The organism is Lachnoclostridium sp. An76 (assembly GCF_002161355.1).
GTDB classification, from domain to species: Bacteria; Bacillota; Clostridia; order Lachnospirales; family Lachnospiraceae; genus Mediterraneibacter; species Mediterraneibacter caccavium.
The window spans coordinates 41,814-61,356 of the sequence record NZ_NFHL01000001.1; the positions used below are offsets into that span (position 1 = coordinate 41,814).

Here is a 19,543-nt window from a genome sequence, read left to right on the forward strand (position 1 = left end):
ATCTTCATAGCAGAAAGGAAGTGAAAGTGTGGTGGAAAGCCGGAAATACAGGATCTTTCTGTCCCTGCTGCTGATCGCTGCGGTCCCGGCGCTGGTCCTGGGCTGGAACCGCGTATGGGAAAATGCAGGAGAAATCCCGCTGCAGCAGACGGAAGCCAGCACAGGCGCAGCGGGCAGCGATACGGTGCTCCTGGGCGGGATGCCGGTGGGCATCTATATGGAGACGGATGGGGTAATGGTGCTCAATACGGAACAGATCGAAGGCGTCGATGGAAAGATATATGAGCCCGCGGGAAATCTGGTGCGCTCGGGCGATTATATCACCGCAGTGGATCACCGGGAGGTCAGCGGGAAAAAGGAGCTCCTGGAGGCTGTGGCAGAGATTTCAGGGGACAGGGTCATCCTGACGGTCCGCCGTGGGGATGAGACGATGGATATTAAGATCAACCCTGTGGAGTACGCGCCGGATGAATACCGGCTCGGGATCTGGGTGAGGGATAATGTGCAGGGGCTTGGGACAGTGACCTTCCTCACGGAGCAGAGCAGGTTCGGGGCGCTCGGCCACGGCATCCACGATACCGACACAAGCGTGCTCATGTCGATCGCGGACGGCACGGTATACCGGACCAGCATACAGGATATAATCCGAGGCGCTGACGGATCACCGGGAAGCATGGAAGGGATCATCGTGTATAACAATTATAATGTGCTAGGGACCATTGACAAAAATACAGAGGCAGGCATCTATGGGACCATTGACCGGATCGACGAGCTGTTTGAAGAGCAGATCCCCATCGAGACTGCCGGCAAAGATGAGATCGTGACAGGTCCCGCAACGGTCCGGTGCTTCATCGACAATGAATTAAAAGAATATGAGATCCGGGTGACAGATATCGACATGTCCGGAACAGAGATCAACAAAGGACTGGTCATCCAGGTGACAGACCCGGAACTGCTTGAAAAGACGGGAGGGATCATCCAGGGGATGAGCGGAAGCCCGATCATACAGAACGGGAAGCTGATCGGAGCGGTCACTCATGTGTTCGTGCAGGATTCGACAATGGGTTATGGCATATTTATAGAGAACATGCTGGACCAGGTCGAATAATCTGAAATGTCGAAAACTGTGTCGAATTAGTGCTACAAAATCTCCTTGATTCCGCAATCTGACACAAGATATAATAAGCAGGTGGCGTTTCCAGGAATACTTCTCAGATCTAAAGGAGAGAAGAGGATGGAACATTTGAGTGTTGCCATAGCCGACGATAACCAGAAGATCCTCGATATGCTCGGGGATATCATCAGCACTGACAAAGATCTGGATCTGGTCGGCAAGGCAAAAAATGGTGAGGAGATGTGTCAGATCATCAAAGACAGACAGCCTGATGTTGTCCTTCTCGATCTGATCATGCCGAAAATGGACGGACTGACTGTGATGGAGCAGGTCAGCCAGACACAGTCAGTCGATAAGCGGCCTTACTTTATCGTAGTTACGGCGGTAGGGCAGGAAAGGATCACAGAAGATGCCTTTAACAAAGGCGCGAATTACTATGTCATGAAGCCGTTCAATAATGAAATGCTTCTGGAGAAGATAAAATCAGTGAGGAAAATGTTCCGGGGATGTGACAGAAAAGAGGAGAGCAGGACAGTGGGAAATACGCAGGAGGGCAGCCTGGAAAACAGAGTGACCAATATGCTGCATGAGATCGGGATCCCGGCGCATATCAAGGGTTACCACTATCTGCGCGACGCGATCATCATGGCGGTGAACGACATGGATGTGTTAAATGCCATCACAAAGATCCTCTATCCGACAGTGGCGAAGAAATACCAGACCACATCCAGCCGTGTGGAGCGGGCGATCCGGCATGCGATCGAGGTCGCATGGAGCAGGGGAAAGCTGGATACCCTTGACGAACTGTTCGGATACACTGTGAGCACGGGGAAGGGAAAGCCGACGAATTCCGAGTTCATCGCCCTGATCGCGGACACGATCCAGCTGGAATACAGGCATGGGGGAAAGGCGGGCTGATAACGGCTGCCGGATGAAAAAAGGTTACCGTTGCAATATGCAGGAAATAAGGTATAATATACAGTAAGTAAAAAGCCTTACGGCGATCAATGCAAAGATGGAGGATCGAAGTTATGAAAAACATTTTATTTGCTTCTTCAGAGTGTGTGCCTTTTATCAAGACCGGCGGTCTCGCGGATGTTGTCGGTTCCCTTCCGAAGGAATTTGACAAAGAGAGATATGACGTGCGCGTGGTGATCCCCAATTACACATGTATGAAGCAGGAATGGAAGGAAAAGCTGGAGTATGTGACTCATTTTTATATGGATATCGCAGGACAGAACCAGTATGTCGGAGTGCTGAAGACTGTGTTAAATGACATCACGTTCTACTTTATCGACAATGAGCATTATTTCAGCGGCTTTGCTCCGTATGACAGTGACCCGAAGTGGGATATTGAGAAATTCGCATTCTTTTCAAAGGCAGTCCTGAGTATCCTTCCGGTGATCGGATTCCGCCCGGACCTGATCCACTGCCACGACTGGCAGACAGGGCTGGTCCCGGTATACCTGGACAATTTCCGCTATCTCGGAGAGTACTACCGCGGGATCAAAACTGTGATGACCATACATAACCTGAAATTCCAGGGCGTATGGGATACAAAGACAGTGAGAGGCATCACAGGCCTTCCGGAATACTATTTCGTTCCTGACAAGATGGAGGCATATAAAGATGCAAATCTGCTGAAGGGCGGTATCGTCTATGCGGATAAGGTGACAACCGTGAGCCGCAGCTATGCGGACGAGATCAAGACGCCGTTCTACGGCGAAGGGCTGGACGGACTGATGTCTGCAAGAGCCAATGACCTGCGCGGGATCGTCAACGGTCTGGATTACACGGACTGGAACCCGGAGACTGACTGGAGGATCGCAAAGAACTTTAACATTGAGAATTTCAGGAAGAATAAACCGGTCAATAAGACCTCACTCCAGGAAGAACTGGGGCTGAATGTAGACTCAAAGGTCATGCTGATCGGTATGGTGTCAAGGCTGACAGACCAGAAGGGATTTGACCTGGTAGACTATATCATGGATGAACTCTGCCAGGACGCAGTGCAGATCGTTGTACTCGGGACAGGTGATGTGAAATATGAAAATATGTTCCGCCATTTTGCATGGAAATACGGCGGAAGGGTATCAGCAAACATCTATTATTCGGATGAGCTCTCGCACAGGATCTATGCATCCTGCGATGCCTTCCTGATGCCGTCCCTGTTCGAGCCATGCGGGCTGAGCCAGCTTATGAGCCTGAGGTACGGCACACTGCCGATCGTGAGGGAGACAGGCGGACTGAAAGATACTGTACAGCCGTACAATGAATACGAAAAGACCGGAACAGGATTCAGCTTCTGCAATTACAATGCACATGAGATGCTGAACACTGTCCGTTATGCCGAGAGGATCTATTACGACAGGAAGAGAGACTGGAATAAGATCGTGGAGCGCGCTATGAGCCAGGACTTCTCATGGAAGAATTCCGCAGGACAGTATGAAGAGCTCTACAGGGAAATGATCGGCGAATAAACGATACAACAGATGACAGGAGAATTTTTACCGGATGAAGATAATCGACAGACTGAGAGAAGACAGCATACACATTTCATTTGAAGTATTCCCGCCGAAGACGGATGAGGGATTTGACAAAGTAATCGCAGCGGTAGACGCCATGGCGGGATTGAACCCGGCGTTTATCAGCGTTACATACGGTGCGGGCGGCGGTACGAGCAAAAATACGGCAAAGATCGCTTCCCATATCAAAGATGACCTGCACCTGCTGAGCCTGGCGCATCTGACATGCGCCTCGTCAACAAAGGAAGAGGTGCGCAGGGTGATCGATGACTTAAAGGCGCACGGCATCGAGAATATCCTTGCCCTGCGCGGGGATATCCCGGCGGGGATGGCATTTCCCGATGCAGACCGCTTCCGCTATGCGAGCGAACTTGTCGAAGAGATCAGAAAGCATGGCGATTTCTGTATCGGCGCGGCATGTTATCCGGAAGGCCATGTGGAGAATGAACACAAGGAGGATGACATCCGCTATCTGAAACAGAAGGTGGACTGCGGAGTGGATTTCCTGACGACTCAGATGTTTTTTGACAATGATATCCACTATAATTTCCTCTACAGGATCAGAGAGGCAGGCATCACTGTCCCGGTGCTGCCGGGCATCATGCCGATCACCAGCGCCACGCAGATGAAACGGAGCCAGGAGCTCTCGGGCACAGTGTTCCCCAGAAGATTCCTGGCGATGCTGGACCGCTTCGGCGGTTCTCCGGCAGCGATGAAACAGGCGGGGATCGCGTATGCTACGGACCAGATCATTGACCTGCTCGCAAACGGGGTAAAGAATATCCATATTTATACAATGAATAAGCCGGATGTTGCAGCAGCGATCATGGGCAATCTGTCTGAGATCATAAAGGCTTAGGGAAACAATATGGAGAGACGGATAAAGGAAGCCGTCCGGTATCTGGGATATGGAAGAAATGCGGCAGATGAGAGGACTTTGGCGCTGATCGAGGACGCGTTCGCAGAATTAGGGCGGACAGCGGCGCCGAAGTCGGTCTGCCGTATTTTTGATGCAGCACAGACAGAGGACGGCAGGATCATAATAGGGAATATGGAAATCAGGAGCACCAGCCTGGGCAGGAATCTGAAAGGATGTACAAAAGCAGTACTCTTTGGGGCTACCCTTGGAGCGGGAGTGGACAGGCTGATCCGGCGCGTGTCCCTGACAGATATGGCGAGGGCTGTGATCCTCCAGGCATGTGCAGCGGCGCTCCTGGAAGAATACTGCGATGAAGAGCAGCTTAAGATCGGCGCGGAGCTGGAGAAAGAGGGACTCTATCTGCGCCCGAGGTTCAGTCCCGGATACGGGGACTTTGACATCCGATACCAGGAGCCGCTCATGCGGATGCTGGACTGCGCTAAGACGATCGGGCTGACTATGACGGACAGCTGTATGATGACGCCGACAAAATCAGTCACCGCGTTGATCGGTGCAAGCCCGGTAAAGGAGAGATGTCCCGTTCAGGGGTGCGAGGCATGCGGGAAGAAGGACTGCGAGTACAGACGATGAAAGATGACAGCAGAAAGGACAGATATATGCTCAGAGACAGACTTGGAAAGGAACTTTTATATTTTGACGGCGGGATGGGAACCCTGCTCCAGGAGAGAGGGCTTGCCCCCGGGGAACTGCCGGAGACCTGGAATGTGGAACACCCGGCAGTGATCAGGGAGATCCACAGGCGCTACATCGAGGCAGGGAGCGACATTGTACTCACAAATACATTTGGCGCGAATGCGCTGAAATTCCACGATGAGCGGTGTTCATTAAAAGAGATCGTGGAAGCGGCAGTGGGACATGTGAAAGAAGCGGTCCGGGAAGCGGGCGCCGGCAGAGAGATCTATACTGCCCTCGACGTGGGACCTACAGGAAAGCTTTTAAAACCCATGGGAGACCTGGATTTTGAGACAGCATACGAGGCGTTCAGGGAAGTGATGGTCATGGGGGAGCAGGCAGGAGCTGACCTGATCCATATCGAGACTATGAGCGATACTTACGAGCTGAAAGCAGCTGTGCTGGCGGCAAAAGAAAATACTTCGCTTCCGGTGTTTGCCACCGCTATTTTTGATGAACGGCGCAAGCTCCTTACCGGAGCGGATGTCTCCTCTGTTGTGGCCCTTCTGGAAGGTCTGCGGGTGGATGCCCTGGGGATCAACTGCGGTATGGGACCGGAGCAGATGCTCCCTGTGCTGGAGGAGATGCTCCGGTATTCTTCTCTGCCCGTGATCGTGAAGCCGAACGCAGGTCTTCCCCAGCAGAGGGATGGAAAGACATGTTATGATGTAATGCCGGAGAAATTTGCGGGGCTGATGCGACAGATCACAGAGATGGGCGCATCCGTGATCGGCGGGTGCTGCGGCACTACGCCGGAGCATATCCGTGCGATGAGAGAAGCCTGCCGGGGACAGCAGCCGCTGCCGGTCACAGAAAAAGAGTATACGGTCGTGTCATCTTACGGGAAAAGTGTATTCCTCGGGAATCAGCCCGGCGAGAAATGCGGATCTAAGATCATCGGGGAGAGGATCAACCCGACCGGGAAGAAGCGGTTTAAGCAGGCGCTCAAGGAGCATGACCTGGATTATATCCTGAGAGAAGCGATCACACAGCAGGACAACGGGGCGCACATCCTGGATGTGAATGTGGGGCTTCCGGATATCGACGAACCGGCATTGATGGAAGAGGCTGTGCAGGAGATCCAGAGCGTAGTCAATCTGCCTCTTCAGATTGATACTGTAGATACAGAGGCAATGGAACGGGCACTGCGTATTTATAACGGAAAAGCGATGGTCAATTCTGTCAGTGGGAAGCAGGAGTCCATGGACAGCGTATTTCCTCTGATCCGGAAATACGGCGGCGTGGTCATCGGGCTTACACTGGATGAAGGCGGGATACCGGCTGACGCGGAGGGACGCATCCGCATCGCTGAGAAGATCATAGCTGAGGCGGCGAAATACGGGATCAAAAAGAAAGATATCGTGATTGATGCCCTTGCCATGACGGTCAGCTCCGAGCCGGAGGGCGCGATAGTGACGCTCGAGACACTGCGCCGTCTGAGGGATGAAGTGAAGGTAAACACTGTGCTTGGAGTATCCAATATCTCCTTCGGTCTTCCGAGCCGCCCTGTCATCAATTCTGCTTTCTATACGATGGCAATGATGAACGGACTGAGCGCAGGGATCATCAACCCGTCCTCAGAGGATATGATGAAGGCATGGTATGCATATCATGCGCTGATGGCTCTGGATGAGAACTGCGGACGCTACATCGCCAGATACAGCGCTGCTTCCGCCGGGAATCCTGCGGCGGCAGCCGCACAGGGAACAGGGAACAGCGGGAATCCCGGCACTGCGGAACATGCGGCCGGGATGGGCCTGGCCGCTGCGATCGAAAAAGGCCTCAGGGATGACGCACATATGATCACCCAGCGTATGTCAGAGGAAAAGGCGCCTCTTGATATTATCAATGAAGAACTGATCCCTGCGCTCAACCGGGTGGGGGACGGGTTTGAAAACGGGACAGTGTTCCTGCCCCAGCTCCTCATGAGCGCGGAAGCGGCGAAGAGCGCGTTTGCGGTCCTGAAAGAAAAGATGGATAAAAGCGGAGAAGTCCAGGAGAAGAAAGGCACGATTGTTATTGCAACAGTAAAAGGAGATATCCATGATATCGGAAAGAATATCGTGAAAGTGCTTTTGGAAAATTACAGTTTTGACGTGATCGACCTGGGGAAGGACGTGCCGCCGGAAAAGATCGTGGACACAGTCCTGGAACACCAGGCGCCGCTCGTGGGGCTGAGTGCTCTGATGACGACCACCGTGGTCAGTATGGAAGAGACGATCCGCCAGCTCAGGGAAAAAGCGCCGGGATGCCGCGTGATGGTCGGCGGCGCAGTGCTCAACCAGGAATATGCGGACATGATCGGAGCGGATTTCTACGGGAAGGACGCGATGCAGTCTGTCCATTATGCCCAGGAAGTGTTCGGCATCTGATCACAGGACAGAGTTTCCTGAAAATGTATAAATATGCAGTATATGATCCCCTGTATTGTTCTGAAAATAATACAGGGGATTGTTAAAAATATATCTGGGAAATTTGCCGTATACATGGTATCATTAAGGGCAGGAAAGGCATGCGTCATGGCATGTGCTTTAACAAAGAGGAAGATAGTTGTTAGGAGGGAATATTTTGAGGTACGCAGACGCAAATGTGATCAAGATCAAACATGATGTCCTGGAGGCAGTGGCAAGACTGGCTTTTGCCGGGGAGCTGGAAGAGAGGAAGGATGAGATCCCGCTGAAGCTTATCCCGGGACCGACAGCACAGTTCCGCTGCTGTATCTACAAGGAAAGAGAGATCATCAGACAGAGGGTGCGCCTCGCGGAAGGAAAAGTGCCGGGCATCACAGATGACGGAAATGTGATCCAGGTCATAAGTTCAGCGTGTGAGGACTGTCCGATCTCCAGTTACATCGTGACAGAGAACTGCCAGAACTGTATCGGAAAGGCATGTATCAACGCATGTAAATTCGGGGCGATCGAGCCGGGACGCACCCGCACGCACATCGATCCGGCAAAATGTAAAGAGTGTGGGAAATGTGCGGAAGCCTGTCCGTACAATGCCATCGCATATCTGAAAAGACCGTGTAAATTCAGCTGCCCGGTCGATGCGATCTCTTATGACGAGTACGGCATCTCCGTGATTGATGAGGAGAAATGTATCCGCTGCGGGAAATGTATCCACAGCTGTCCGTTCGGTGCGATCGGTTCAAAGACATGGATCGTGGACGTGATCAAAGCGCTCAAATCCAACAAGAAAGTGTACGCAATGCTGGCTCCTGCCACAGAAGGGCAGTTCGGCGAGGAGATCACTATGGCAAGCTGGAGAAAGGCAATGCTTGAGCTTGGATTTACAGAGTTTGTAGAAGTAGGGCTCGGCGGAGACCTGACAGCGAAATATGAGGCGGAAGAGTGGAGAGAGGCTCACGAGGAAGGAAAGAAGAAGGTAACATCCTGCTGTCCGGCATTTGTAAACATGGTGCGCAGGCACTTCCCTGAACTGAGCGACGCGGTCTCCACGACGGTTTCCCCGATGTGCGCGGTATCCCGTCTGATCAAGGCGAAGGATCCGGATGCTGTGACTGTATTTATCGGACCGTGCCTTGCAAAGAAATCTGAGGTGGTGGACCAGAAGATCGAGGGCAATGCAGACTATGTGCTGACTTACAGCGAGGTGCGCGCTATGATGCGTGCGAAGGATGTGGCGCTGGAGCCGGTGGAGGATACATACCAGGAGGCGTCTGTATTTGGAAAGCGTTTCGGAAATTCCGGCGGCGTGGCAGCGGCTGTGCAGGAGAGCCTGAAAGAATCCGGCAATGATATCGATGTGAAGGTATATAAAGCGAACGGCGCGGCAGAATGTAAGAAGGCCCTTCTCCTTATGAAGGTGGGAAGACTGCCGGAAGACTTTATCGAGGGCATGGCATGTGAAGGAGGATGCGTCGGAGGACCGAGCTCCTTTAAGGATCAGATGCTGGCGAGAAAATCAAGAGACGCTCTCATCAAAAAAGCAGATGACAGAGGGATTTATTCCAACCTGAGCAATTATGACGAGGAGTCCTTCTCCATGCACAGATAAGAAATATAAGGAAGACAGATAAGGAAGAATTATGGGCACCAGCCGGGAGATGACCGGGCGGACGGAAAAAACAGAGCAGATCAGGAGGAGCAGAACGATATGGAGTTAAATATGAGAGGATTACACACAACGGTGAGGGCGATCCGCAGGAGAGTTTTTACGGAAGTGGCAAAGCTGGGATTTAAGGCAGATGCGGATACGCTTCTTGACGATATGGAATCTATCCCTTACGAGATCGTGAATGATGATACGGAAAAGTACCGTGAGAGCACATACCGTTCACGGGCGATCGTGAGGGAAAGGCTCCGCCTTGCAATGGGGCTTTCCCTGCGCCCGGAGAACAAGCCGGTCCATCTTACCGCGGGAGTGGAGGCGAGCAATATCTCGGAGAAATATTATGAGCCGCCGCTGATGCAGGTGATCCCTTCTGCATGCGAGAGCTGCGAGGAAAATAAATACGAGGTGAGCAATGTCTGTAAAGGGTGTCTCGCGCATCCGTGCCAGGAGGTCTGCCCGAAGGGCGCGATCTCCATGGTGAACGGACGCTCATTCATCGATCAGGACAAGTGTATCAAGTGCGGAAGATGTAAGTCAGTCTGTCCGTATGACGCCATCGCAAAGAAAGAAAGACCGTGCCAGAAGGCGTGCGGCGTAAATGCCATTGTATCAGACAAATACGGGCGTGCGTTTATCGATAATGATAAATGCGTCTCCTGCGGGATGTGCATGGTGAGCTGCCCGTTCGGCGCGATCTCAGATAAATCGCAGATCTTCCAGCTCGCGAGGGCTCTGTCGGAAGGCGAGGAGGTTGTTGCGGAGATCGCTCCTGCATTTGTCGGCCAGTTCGGAGACAACATCACTCCGAGGAATATCAAGGCAGCCCTGAGGGAATTAGGCTTCTCCGAGGTCTACGAAGTGGCGCTGGGGGCGGACATCGGGGCGATCGCTGAGGCTCATCACTATGTGGACAAGGTGGTGACAGGGGAGCTTCCGTTCCTGCTCACATCCTGCTGTCCGTCCTGGGCGGTCCTGGCTAAAAAATATTTCCCGGATGTGATCGATGAGATCTCTCAGGAGCTGACGCCGATGGTGGCGACGGCAAGGACGATCAAACAGGAGCATCCGAACGCAAAGGTTGTATTTATCGGGCCGTGCGCGTCAAAGAAGCTGGAGGCATCCCGAAGGTCTGTCCGGAGTGATGTGGACTTTGTCGTGACCTTTGAGGAAATGCAGGCAATGTTCGATGCAAAGGGCATTGACCTTACGAAATATGAAGCAGAGTCATCGTTCCATGACGCGACAGGGGCCGGGCGCGGCTACGGCTGCGCAGGAGGCGTGGCTGAGGCGATCGAGAAATGTATCAATGCATATTATCCGGATGTGCAGGTCAATATCGAGCATGCGGAAGGCCTGGCAGAGTGCAAGAAGATCCTTGCTCTCGCAAAGGCCGGAAGGATGAACGGCTGCCTGATCGAGGGCATGGGCTGTCCGGGCGGATGTATCGCCGGCGCGGGCACAAACATCCCTGTGGCAAAGGCGAAGAAGAACCTTGCGACATTTGTAAAGAATTCCAGCAAGCCGATCCCGCCGAAGGAGCTTGAGGAGATCGAGCTGAAATAGAATTGGCTGAAACAGACGGATGAGATATCCGATGCTGATAAAAATAATGTCATGTTCCGGCTTTGTGGGATAATTTCGGGCGGGCGCTCTTTTCAGGGCGCCCGCTTTACAAATATATCCTGCTGTGATATATTATAAAACAGGCTTTTTGGAGCGAAAGAGGAGGATTATAGCAATGCAGCCATATGGAGTAAACCAGCTTAGAAAAATGTTTCTTGAGTTCTTTGAGAGTAAGGGACACCTTGCACTGAAGAGCTTTTCCCTGGTGCCGCACAATGACAAGAGCCTTCTGCTCATCAATTCAGGAATGGCGCCGTTAAAACCATATTTTACAGGTCAGGAGATCCCGCCGAGGAAGCGTGTGACTACCTGCCAGAAATGTATCCGCACAGGCGATATCGAAAACGTGGGAAAGACCGCGCGCCACGGTACATTCTTTGAGATGCTCGGGAACTTTTCTTTCGGAGACTATTTCAAGGAGGAAGCGATCCAGTGGACATGGGAGTTCCTCACAGAGGTAGTAGGCCTGGATCCGGACCGACTGTATCCGTCCGTATATGTGGATGATGACGAGGCGTTTGAGATCTGGAATAAAAAGATAGGCATCCCGGCGGAGCGTATCTTTAAATTCGGAAAAGAAGATAATTTCTGGGAGCATGGCTCCGGTCCGTGCGGTCCGTGCTCTGAGGTATATTACGATAGGGGAGAAAAATACGGATGCGGCAGGCCGGACTGCACTGTAGGATGCGACTGCGACCGTTATATGGAGATCTGGAATGACGTGTTCACCCAGTTCGACAATGACGGAAATGGCAACTACAGCGAGCTCGAGCAGAAAAACATTGATACAGGAATGGGTCTGGAACGTCTGGCATCTGTGGTCCAGGACGTGGATTCTATTTTTGACGTGGATACGCTCAAAGCTCTCCGCGACCATGTATGCGAGCTTGCCGGAAAAGAATATGGAAAAGATTATAACAATGACGTATCCATCCGCGTGATCACAGACCATATCCGTTCCGTGACGTTTATGATCTCTGACGGGATCATGCCGTCCAATGAGGGAAGGGGCTATGTGCTGCGCCGTCTCTTAAGACGCGCATGCCGTCACGGAAGGCTTCTGGGCATCCACAAAGGTTTTCTCCCGGAACTGGCTCAGACTGTGATCGAAGGCTCTAAGGACGGATATCCGGAGCTGGAAGAAAAGAAAGAGTTCATCCTCAAAGTGATCACAAAAGAGGAAGAACAGTTCAACAAGACCATTGACCAGGGCCTTGGCATCCTCTCTGATATGATCGCAGACATGGAGGCAAAGGGTGAGAAGACACTGAACGGTGATGATGCGTTCCGTCTCTATGATACTTATGGGTTCCCGCTGGATCTGACAAAAGAGATCCTGGAAGAAAAGGGAATGGATGTGGATGAAGAAGGCTTTAAGGCTTCCATGGAAGTCCAGAGGACGACTGCGAGAAACGCGCGTGAAGTGACGAACTACATGGGCGCTGACGTGACAGTATATGAATCCATTGATCCCAGTGTTACAAGCACCTTTGTCGGATATGACAACCTGACATGGGAGTCTGACGTAACCGTACTCACCACGGAGGACGAGCTCACAGACGCGCTCTCCGAAGGGCAGAAGGGCACTGTGTTTGTAAATGAGACACCGTTCTATGCGGCGAGCGGCGGTCAGGAGGCTGACACAGGGTATATCCGCACCGCGGAAGGTGAGTTTAAAGTAGAGGATACCGTTAAGCTGCTCGGAGGAAAGATTGGCCATATCGGTGTGATGACAAAAGGCATGATCAAAGTGGGAGATAAGGTTTCTCTGGAAGTCGATGCAAAGAAGCGCGCGCTCTCCGCGAGAAACCACAGCGCGACCCACCTTCTCCAGAAGGCTCTCCGCACCGTTCTCGGAACCCATGTGGAGCAGGCAGGTTCCAGCGTCAACGAGGACAGGCTGCGCTTTGACTTTACACATTTTTCTGCGATGACAGCGGAAGAGCTGAAAAAGGTGGAGGATATGGTAAACGAACAGATCTCCAACGGGCTTCCGGTCATCGTGAAGAACATGCCCATCGAGGAGGCGAAGAAGACCGGGGCGCAGGCTCTGTTTGGCGAGAAATATGGCGATATCGTACGCGTAGTCAATATGGGAGATTTTTCCATCGAATTCTGCGGCGGGACTCATGTGAAGAATACTTCTGAGATCATGGCGTTCAAGATCATTTCCGAGACCGGCGTTGCGGCAGGTGTGCGCAGGATCGAGGCGCTGACCTCTGAGGGCCTGATGAAGTATTATGCGGATATCGAAGAGAAACTGAAAGCAGCCGCTCATCTCCTGAAAGCGACACCGGACAATCTCAGCGATAAGATCAGCCATATGCTGGCAGAAAATAAATCGTTCCACAGCGAGATTGAAAGCTTAAAGAGCAAGATGGCTCAGGAAGCTGCCGGAGATGTGATGGACCAGGTGAAAGAAGTGAAGGGTGTGAAACTCCTCGCAGCGCAGATCGACGGCGTTGACATGAACGGGCTGCGCGACCTGGGCGACCAGCTCAAAGAAAAGCTGGGAGACGGTGTAGTCGTGCTCGCTTCCGGAAATGACGGCAAAGTCAGCCTTATGGCGACCGCCACAGACGGGGCGATGAAGAAGGGCGCACATGCGGGCAACCTGGTGAAAGGCATCGCCGGATGCGTCGGCGGTGGCGGCGGCGGACGCTCGAATATGGCGCAGGCAGGCGGCAAGAATCCGGCAGGGATCCCGGATGCCCTGGAAAAAGCGGCTGAGGTGCTGGAAGGCCAGATCAACTGATCGGGGAACTCGCTGTTTCTCCGCTGCACTTCGGTTATGACCGGGGAAATGCCAGGAAAGCGCTGCAATCCATGAGCTTTTCATGGTTTCATGCGTTGTTTCATGTGTTTTATAAGTTTTTCTGAGGAAAACAGTTGACGGAAGAAAAAAATATGATATAATCTTTGTTAGTGCAAGAAAATACCCGAACAGTCGTATTATGCACAATACAAGGCTGGAGGGGAGGTAAGGTGTGAGACTATGTCAAATGTAATCGTTAAAGAAAACGAGACGTTAGACAGCGCTTTACGCAGATTCAAAAGAAACTGTGCTAAAGCTGGCATTCAGCAGGAGATCCGCAAAAGGGAACACTACGAGAAGCCAAGCGTAAGACGTAAGAAAAAATCTGAAGCTGCTAGAAAACGTAAATATAATTAATAAGTGCACTTTGAGCAGGATATCCGCGAGGATATCCTGCTTTTCATATGTACATCTTGATATTTGGATTCTTTCTTTTTAATTCCTTAAAAAATCCTTCTTTGTCTTTTACGGCACACATAAGTCCACTCCATCTTCCATTTATGGATATACGGTCAAGAGAAGCAGCGGTAGAAGCGATGATATCGTGTGTCCGTCTGACCTCTGTGATATCGCGTAGCATGATAGATTCCTTTAGAAATCCAAAGTAGACTGTGACAGAGATTTCGGATACGATAACATAATTCCTCGCGACGATCGGGATGCAGATAAGATTAAAAAGAACAATCCCCATGATCATCGCGCCGACTGAGTCTTCTTCAAAAAGAATCGAATATAAAAAAGCATATAAAAAAACAACATTACCCGCAATGATCATAAACCAGAACCAGATTGCTATTTTACCCTGAAATTTCATAAAGCACCCTTCCTTTTAAATTAAGACGGTCATATGAGGATCTATATGCACAGTTTAGCACAGGGGAAAAGTAAAATGGAGAGGAAATTCTGTATTTGTGAAAAAAGCGTAAAAAGCGTAAAAAGCGTTGACAGTACCTCGGATTTCCATTATATTATTACTTGGTAAAAGGGAGTAACTGGCGCTTGATTCAAGCGTTTGCGATGACGTCAGTACGATGAGCATTTCATCCGTATCGCGATTAAACAGTGAGACTTTTATTGCATTACATAACAACGGTGTGCAATAGGAGTCTCATTTTTTATTTCACATCGGACGAAGAGGAGGATTACATGAAACATTATTTTCAAATGACCAGTGAGGAAACGCTTAAATCGGTCAATGGATCGACAGAGCCGCTCACAGAGGAACAGGTAAGGGCGAACCAGGAAAAGTATGGCCCGAATGAGCTGGTGGAAGGAAAGAAGAAGACGATCCTTCAGATCTTCCTGGAGCAGTATAAGGATTTCCTTGTGATTATCCTTATCATTGCGGCGATCGCTTCCGGCTTTATGGGAGATATCGAAAGCGCGGCGGTTATCCTGATCGTGATCACGATGAACGCGATCCTTGGCACCGTGCAGACTGTGAAGGCAGAGCAGTCTCTTGCGAGCCTGAAGAAGCTCTCCGGCCCGGAGGCAAAAGTATTAAGGAATGGAAATGTGGTACAGATCCCGTCTTCAGAAGTGACGGTGGGAGATATCGTTATGCTGGATGCCGGCGACTATATCCCGGCAGACGGACGCCTGATCGAGTGCGCCAGCCTGAAGGTGGATGAGAGCGCGCTGACCGGGGAGAGCCTCGGCGTGGAGAAGAATATCGATGCGATCCAGGCGGATGAGGTCCCGCTGGGAGACAGGCTGAACATGGTCTATTCGGGCAGCTTTGTGACATACGGAAGAGGTTCTTTTGTTGTGACAGGCATCGGAATGGACACAGAGGTGGGCAAGATCGCAAGCCTCTTGAAGACGACATCAGAGAAGAGGACGCCTCTCCAGGTCAACTTAGATCAGTTCGGACAGAAGCTGTCGATCCTGATCCTGGTGTTCTGTGCGATCCTCTTCGGAGTGAGTATTTTCAGAGGAGACAATATCGGCGACGCATTCCTCTTTGCAGTGGCACTGGCGGTTGCGGCGATCCCGGAGGCGCTGAGTTCTATCGTTACGATCGTCCTTTCCTTCGGCACACAGAAGATGGCGAGGGAACATGCGATCATGAGAAAGCTCCAGGCAGTGGAAGGTCTGGGGAGCGTGTCTGTCATCTGTTCGGATAAGACGGGAACGCTGACGCAGAACAAGATGACTGTGGAAGATTATTATGTGGATGAGGACTGCATCAAGGCAGACGGCATTGATCTGAATGACCCGTCCCAGAGCAGGCTGCTCATCGGAAGTATGCTCTGCAACGATTCTAAGATCACAGACGGCGTGGAGATCGGCGATCCGACAGAGACAGCGCTGATCAACCTGGGAAGCCGCCTTGGGCTTGACCCGGAAGCTGTGAGGGCAAAATATCCCCGTGAGAGCGAGAACCCGTTCGACAGCGACCGCAAACTGATGTCCACAAAGCACACGATGGAAGGCGTCCCGACAATGATCGTGAAGGGCGCTGTGGACGTCCTTTTAGACAGGATGGACAAGATCCAGATTGGATCGGAGATCCGTCCGATGACCGCGCAGGACAGGAAGAATATCGAGGACCAGAACCAGGCATTCTCAAGACAGGGGCTCCGTGTCCTGGCATTTGCATACAAGGTAGTGTCAGATGAGCTGGAACTGACGCTTGACGATGAGTATGACCTGACATTCCTCGGGCTGATCGCGATGATGGATCCGCCGAGGGTTGAGTCAAAAGCTGCAGTTGAAGAGTGTAAGAGCGCAGGGATCCGGCCGATCATGATCACCGGAGACCACAAAGTGACTGCGGCGGCGATCGCGAAGAGGATCGGTATCCTGGAAGATGAATCCGAGGCCTGCGAGGGCGCTGTGATTGATAAGATGTCAGACGAAGAGCTGAAAGATTTCGTGGAAGGGATTTCTGTGTACGCGCGTGTTTCGCCGGAGCATAAGATCCGTATCGTCCGCGCATGGCAGGAAAAAGGCAATATCGTGTCCATGACCGGGGATGGCGTCAATGATGCCCCTGCGCTGAAGCAGGCGGATATCGGTGTCGCTATGGGGATCACAGGAAGCGAGGTCTCCAAGGACGCCGCGGCCATGGTCCTCACGGATGATAACTTTGCAACGATCGTGAAGGCAGTGGAGAACGGAAGGAATATCTATCGGAATATCAAGAGCTCCATCCAGTTCCTTCTGTCCGGAAACTTCGGCGCGATCCTGGCGGTCCTGTACGCGTCCATCATGGCGCTGCCGGTTCCGTTCGCACCGGTGCATCTGCTCTTTATCAACCTGCTGACAGACAGTCTCCCGGCGATCGCCCTGGGACTGGAGCCAGGATCAAAAGATGTGATGAAAGAGAAGCCAAGGCCGATGAATGAGTCCATCCTGACAAAGGATTTCCTGATCAAGATCGGTACAGAAGGACTCTCTATCGCGGTGACGACAATGATCGCATTCATGATCGGCTACCACGGCGAAAACGAACTGCTGGGAATGACGATGGCATTTGCGACACTTTGCTCTGCAAGGCTGTTCCACGGATTTAACTGTAAGTCCGACCGTCCGGTCGTATTTACAAAGAAAGTGGTCAACAATAAATGGCTCATCGGAGCGTTCCTGCTTGGCATCGTGCTGATCACAGGCGTTGTCATGATCCCGGGCCTGCACAATGTATTTAAAGTACAGACGCTTACGGTCGGACAGCTCTTTATCGTATACGGACTTGCGGCAGCCAATATCCCGATCATCCAGATCATGAAAGGGATCCGCCTGCTGTTTAAGAAGAACAGATAAGAATGATTTTTACAGCGCCGGAAGACGGGGGGAGCGCGCTGCTCCTTTCGTGTGCCGGCGCTGATCTGATATGTATGGAAAATATGAGGGCAGCAGCACATGTATACATGGAAATGAAAAAGGAGGATGCAGATGAAACAAGTACAGAAACCGAAAAAGCCGCTGATCTTTTATTATCTGATCGCGCTGGCAGTCCTGTTTCTGCTTAATTTCCTTCTCGTCCCGACGATCTCGGGAAGAAATGTGAAAGAAGTGGACTACGGAACGTTCCTCAATATGGTGGAGGAGCGCAAAGTCTCAACAGTGGAACTGGACGGGGACAGCATCTATTTTACGGATAAGGAAGCGTCTCCGAATTATTATGAAACTACGACATTTGAGGATCCGGACCTGGTCAACCGTCTGGATGATGCCGGATGTGAATTCGGCAGAGTAGCGCAGGAGCCGATGAACCCGCTCCTGAGCTTTATTTTAAGCTGGGTCGTGCCGCTTCTGATCTTCTGGGGGCTGGGACAGCTCCTGGCAAGGCAGCTCATGAAGAAGATGGGCGGCGGAGGCGCAGGGAATCCGTTCATGCAGTTCGGGAAGAGCAATGCAAAAGTCTATGTGCAGTCCACCACGGGCATTACATTTAACGATGTGGCGGGTGAGGATGAGGCGAAAGAGCTTCTGACGGAGATCGTTGATTTCCTCCACAATCCGCAGAAATACCAGGAGATCGGAGCTGTGTGCCCGAAGGGAGCGCTGCTGGTGGGACCGCCGGGAACCGGTAAGACTCTGCTGGCAAAGGCAGTGGCTGGCGAGGCGCATGTGCCATTCTTCTCGATCTCGGGATCAGAGTTCGTAGAGATGTTCGTCGGCATGGGTGCGTCCAAGGTGCGCGACCTCTTCAAGCAGGCGAACGAGAAAGCGCCGTGTATCGTCTTTATCGATGAGATCGATACGATCGGAAAGAAAAGAGACGGACAGGGATTTTCCGGAAATGACGAGCGCGAGCAGACGCTGAACCAGCTCCTGACGGAGATGGACGGCTTTGACGCTTCCAAGGGCGTAGTCATCCTGGCGGCGACCAACCGCCCGGACAGCCTGGACCCGGCGCTCCTGCGTCCGGGAAGATTCGACCGGAGGATCCCGGTAGAGCTTCCGGACTTGAAGGGCAGGGAAGAGATCCTGAAAGTCCATGCCCGCAAGGTGCGCTTAAGCGATAATGTGGACTTTAATGCCATCGCAAGAGCGGCTTCCGGCGCTTCCGGCGCGGAGCTGGCCAATATGGTAAATGAGGCGGCCCTCAGGGCGGTGCGGGAGAACCGGAAGTTCGTCACCCAGGCTGACCTGGAAGAAAGCATTGAGACAGTCATCGCAGGATACCAGAAGAAGAACCGCGTACTCTCCAACAAAGAGAAGCTGATCGTGTCCTACCATGAGATCGGGCATGCGCTCGTGGCGGCACTCCAGACCAATTCCGCGCCTGTGACAAAGATTACGATCATCCCGCGTACGTCGGGGGCTCTGGGATACACTATGCAGGTGGAGGAAGATGAGAAGAACCTGATGTCCAAAGAAGAGCTGGAGAATAAGGTGGCCACTCTGACCGGAGGACGGTGCGCGGAGGAGCTGATCTTCCACTCCATCACTACTGGGGCATCCAATGATATCGAGCAGGCGACAAAGCTGTCCCGCGCGATGATCACGCGTTACGGCATGAGTGATAAGTTCGGCATGGTGGCTCTGGAGACACAGTCCAACCCGTACCTGGGCGGAGACAGCAGCCTGAGCTGTTCTCCGGAGACAGCGGCGGAGATCGACGATATGGTTGTGGATACTGTGAAAAGGTCTTACGACAAGGCAATGCAGCTGCTGAAGGACAATATCGGCAAACTGCACGCGCTGGCAAAATATCTCTATGAGAAAGAGACCATCACCGGCGAAGAATTTATGAATATATTGAGCCGGAAGGCGTATATTGAGACAGATAACGGCCGGGAGACAGAGGCGTGAGCAGAAGCGTGACCGGC

13 protein-coding genes are annotated in these 19,543 nt (G+C 52.1%); 12 read left to right on the plus strand and 1 reads right to left on the minus strand.

Annotated elements, in window-relative coordinates; genetic code table 11:
* Window positions 1–31 precede the first annotated feature (31 nt).
* From spoIVB to rpsU, 10 genes are all read left to right on the plus strand, one after another.
* Window positions 32–1,108 (plus strand): SpoIVB peptidase, encoded by a 1,077-nt coding sequence (gene spoIVB, locus B5G27_RS00260; protein WP_087177692.1) that lies wholly within the window; start codon window positions 32–34, stop codon window positions 1,106–1,108.
* Between the two features lie 126 nt (window positions 1,109–1,234).
* Window positions 1,235–2,032 (plus strand): sporulation transcription factor Spo0A, encoded by a 798-nt coding sequence (gene spo0A, locus B5G27_RS00265; protein WP_087176995.1) that lies wholly within the window; start codon window positions 1,235–1,237, stop codon window positions 2,030–2,032.
* Between the two features lie 113 nt (window positions 2,033–2,145).
* Complete coding sequence (gene glgA, locus B5G27_RS00270; RefSeq protein ID WP_087176996.1) at window positions 2,146–3,594, plus strand: glycogen synthase GlgA; 1,449 nt, start codon at window positions 2,146–2,148, stop codon at window positions 3,592–3,594.
* Between the two features lie 34 nt (window positions 3,595–3,628).
* Window positions 3,629–4,498, plus strand: a complete 870-nt coding sequence (gene metF, locus B5G27_RS00275; RefSeq protein WP_087176997.1) for a methylenetetrahydrofolate reductase [NAD(P)H] — start codon at window positions 3,629–3,631, stop codon at window positions 4,496–4,498.
* A gap of 9 nt (window positions 4,499–4,507) precedes the next feature.
* The gene (locus tag B5G27_RS00280; protein ID WP_087176998.1) at window positions 4,508–5,149 is read left to right on the plus strand and encodes a vitamin B12 dependent-methionine synthase activation domain-containing protein; all 642 of its coding nucleotides are present in this window, start codon (window positions 4,508–4,510) and stop codon (window positions 5,147–5,149) included.
* Between the two features lie 26 nt (window positions 5,150–5,175).
* On the plus strand, window positions 5,176–7,623 hold the full coding sequence (locus B5G27_RS00285) for a homocysteine S-methyltransferase family protein (RefSeq protein WP_087177693.1): 2,448 nt from the start codon (window positions 5,176–5,178) through the stop codon (window positions 7,621–7,623).
* A gap of 196 nt (window positions 7,624–7,819) precedes the next feature.
* Window positions 7,820–9,268, plus strand: coding sequence for a 4Fe-4S dicluster domain-containing protein (locus B5G27_RS00290; protein ID WP_087176999.1), 1,449 nt, complete (start codon window positions 7,820–7,822; stop codon window positions 9,266–9,268).
* Between the two features lie 111 nt (window positions 9,269–9,379).
* Window positions 9,380–10,888 (plus strand): 4Fe-4S dicluster domain-containing protein, encoded by a 1,509-nt coding sequence (locus B5G27_RS00295; protein WP_087177694.1) that lies wholly within the window; start codon window positions 9,380–9,382, stop codon window positions 10,886–10,888.
* A gap of 175 nt (window positions 10,889–11,063) precedes the next feature.
* Window positions 11,064–13,703 carry an alanine--tRNA ligase gene (gene alaS / locus B5G27_RS00300; RefSeq protein WP_087177000.1) on the plus strand — a complete coding sequence of 880 codons (2,640 nt, stop codon included), beginning with the start codon at window positions 11,064–11,066 and terminating at the stop codon, window positions 13,701–13,703.
* A 240-nt stretch (window positions 13,704–13,943) separates the two neighbouring features.
* A complete protein-coding gene (gene rpsU, locus B5G27_RS00305; protein WP_004054229.1) occupies window positions 13,944–14,120 on the plus strand; it encodes a 30S ribosomal protein S21 in 177 nt (58 codons plus the stop codon).
* Between the two features lie 43 nt (window positions 14,121–14,163).
* On the opposite strand, the gene B5G27_RS00310 is transcribed toward rpsU, so the two are convergent.
* Window positions 14,164–14,577, minus strand: a complete 414-nt coding sequence (locus B5G27_RS00310) for a PH domain-containing protein (RefSeq protein ID WP_087177001.1) — start codon at window positions 14,575–14,577, stop codon at window positions 14,164–14,166.
* Between the two features lie 332 nt (window positions 14,578–14,909).
* On the opposite strand from B5G27_RS00310, the gene B5G27_RS00315 reads away from it, so the two are divergent.
* Together B5G27_RS00315 and ftsH are read left to right on the plus strand one after the other, a co-directional pair.
* Window positions 14,910–17,528, plus strand: coding sequence for a cation-translocating P-type ATPase (locus tag B5G27_RS00315; RefSeq protein ID WP_087177002.1), 2,619 nt, complete (start codon window positions 14,910–14,912; stop codon window positions 17,526–17,528).
* Between the two features lie 132 nt (window positions 17,529–17,660).
* On the plus strand, window positions 17,661–19,526 hold the full coding sequence (gene ftsH, locus B5G27_RS00320) for an ATP-dependent zinc metalloprotease FtsH (RefSeq protein WP_087177003.1): 1,866 nt from the start codon (window positions 17,661–17,663) through the stop codon (window positions 19,524–19,526).
* The last annotated feature ends 17 nt before the right edge of the window (window positions 19,527–19,543 follow it).